Origin of the sequence: Longimicrobium sp., from assembly GCF_036554565.1 — a bacterium.
In the GTDB taxonomy this organism is placed as follows: domain Bacteria; phylum Gemmatimonadota; class Gemmatimonadetes; order Longimicrobiales; family Longimicrobiaceae; genus Longimicrobium.
This window is the reverse complement of the sequence record NZ_DATBNB010000073.1, coordinates 1-2,089: the sequence shown is the minus strand read 5'-3', so window position 1 is coordinate 2,089 and position 2,089 is coordinate 1. Positions and strand designations below refer to the sequence as shown.

General features: G+C 74.5%; 2 protein-coding genes. One reads left to right on the top strand and one right to left on the bottom strand.

Annotated elements, in window-relative coordinates; all coding sequences use genetic code 11:
* Nucleotides 1-28 precede the first annotated feature (28 nt).
* Nucleotides 29-1,195: an alanine racemase gene (gene alr, locus VIB55_RS02065; RefSeq protein ID WP_331875002.1), complete on the bottom strand. Its 1,167-nt coding sequence runs from the start codon at nt 1,193-1,195 to the stop codon at nt 29-31.
* Nucleotides 1,196-1,218: 23 nt separating this feature from the next.
* On the opposite strand from alr, the gene mazG reads away from it, so the two are divergent.
* Nucleotides 1,219-2,040, top strand: coding sequence for a nucleoside triphosphate pyrophosphohydrolase (mazG, locus tag VIB55_RS02060; RefSeq protein ID WP_331875001.1), 822 nt, complete (start codon nt 1,219-1,221; stop codon nt 2,038-2,040).
* Nucleotides 2,041-2,089: the final 49 nt, after the last annotated feature.

Sequence of the window (2,089 nt, the reverse complement as noted above, 5' to 3'; positions counted from 1 at the left end):
GGGCCGCCGACGCGCTTCAGGGTTCCTGCTACGCGGCGGAGGGGGGTTCCGTTCCCTGTGGAGGAAGGTACACCCGCGGCAGCCGCGTTCCCAACCCGGTGAGCACCTCGTACGAGATGGTCCCCGCCCGCGCCGCCACCTCGTCCACCATGATCGCGGCCTCGCCGTCGCGGCCGATGAAGGTGGCCACGTCGCCCGCCTCCACCTCGGGCAGGTCGGTGAGATCCACCACCGTCATGTCCATCGACACGCGGCCGCGGATGGGCACCTTGCGCCCGCGGACGATGGCCTCGCCCCCTGCCGTGCCCAGCGCGCGGGGGAGCCCGTCGCCGTAGCCGATGGCCACCGTTCCCCACCGTTCTTCGCGGGTAGCCGTGTAGGTGGCCCCGTAGCCGCAGGTGCTTCCCGGCGGCACCGGGCGCACGAGGGCGATCCGGGCCCGCAGCGACGCCACCGCTTCCGGGCTGGCTCCCGGCCCCGCCGATCCCCCGTACAGGAAGATGCCGGGCCTCACCACGTCTCCGCCGAACCCGCCGCGGCGTACGGCGGCGGCGCTGTTGGCGGAATGGATCACCCGCCGTCCAGGCACCGCCGGCAGCCGCTCCAGCGCGTCCAGCAGCCGCGCGTGCTGCTCGTCCGTGGGCGCCAGGTCCGGCTCGTCGGCGGAGTGGAAGTGCGTAAAACACCCTTGCCACGCCAAAAGGTCCGCGGAGGCCTCCATCACCTCGCGGCCCCATTCCGCGGCCCCGGCCGCCGGAAAGCCGGCGCGCCCCATTCCCGTGTCGATCTCGGTGTGGAACGCCAGCCGCCGTCCCACGGCGCGGGCGGCCTGGGCCCAGCGCCGTACGGCCGCGGTCTCGGAGAGGGCGAGGGTGAGGTCCGCCTGGGCCGCGCGGGCGTACTCGCCGGGGGGCACCGGGGCGAACACCACGGCGCGCCCCCGCCACCCCAGCCGCCGGAGCTCTTCGCCCTCGGCGACGGCGGCGACGCCGGCGGCCCACAGCTCGCTCTCGGCAAGCTCGCGGCGTACCATCTCCAGGACGGGGCCCATCCCCAGCCCGTAGGCGTTGGCCTTGAGCATGGGGAGCGCGGCCGATCCCGGCGCCGCGTGCAGCACGCGTCGCAGGTTGCGCCGCAGCGCGCCCTCGTCCACCTCTACCCAGGCCCGGGAAACCCCGGTTGACGGATCAGTCACAAGCCGCGTATTCTAGGCCCATCGTGAGTGACTCGCAAGCCGAAAACAGCCTTCCCGCCACGCCTTCGGGCGGCGTACTGGACCGCGCGCTCGCGCTGGTGAAGTTCCTGCGCGCCGGCTGCCCCTGGGATGCCGCGCAAACGCCGTCGTCGCTCACCCGGTACCTGCTGGAAGAAGCCCACGAGGTGGCGGCCGCCATCGGCGCGGGCGACGCCGAGGCGCTGCGCGGCGAGCTGGGCGACCTGCTGCTGAACGTGGCCTTCCAGGTGGTGATCGGCGAGGAGACGGGCACGTTTTCCCGGGAACAGGTGGTCGCGGGGCTGGAGCAAAAGATGCGCCGCCGCCACCCCCACCTGTACGGCCTGGGACCGGCGGAAGACTGGGACACGCTCAAGCGGCGCGAGCGCGGCGGCGGCCCGCCGGGGAGCGTGCTGGACGACGTTCCCGCGGGGCTGGACCCGCTGCTCCGCGCCTTTCGCGTGCAGGACCGGGTGGCCCGCGTGGGCTTCGACTGGGACGACCCGCGGGGCGCGTGGGAAAAGGTGCGCGAAGAAACCGACGAGGTGGGGCGCGAGCTCGACGCCGCCGACCCGGAGCGGCTGGAGGACGAGCTGGGCGACCTGCTCTTCGCCGCCGTCAACCTGGCGCGCCTGGCGGGCGCCCATCCCAGCGCCGCGCTGGCCCGCGCCAACGCCAAGTTCGAGCGCCGCTTCCGGGCGCTGGAGGGGCTGGCCGGCGAGCGGGGCGTCGTTTTCGGACAGGCCACGCTCGCCGAGCTAGACACCCTGTGGGACGAAGTGAAGCGCCGCGAGCGCGCGTCCGCCGCCGCGGCGGGTTCGCCGTGACGCGCACCGCCGTCCGCGCGTCCTCCCTCCCGTCCCGCCGGAGCCCCTG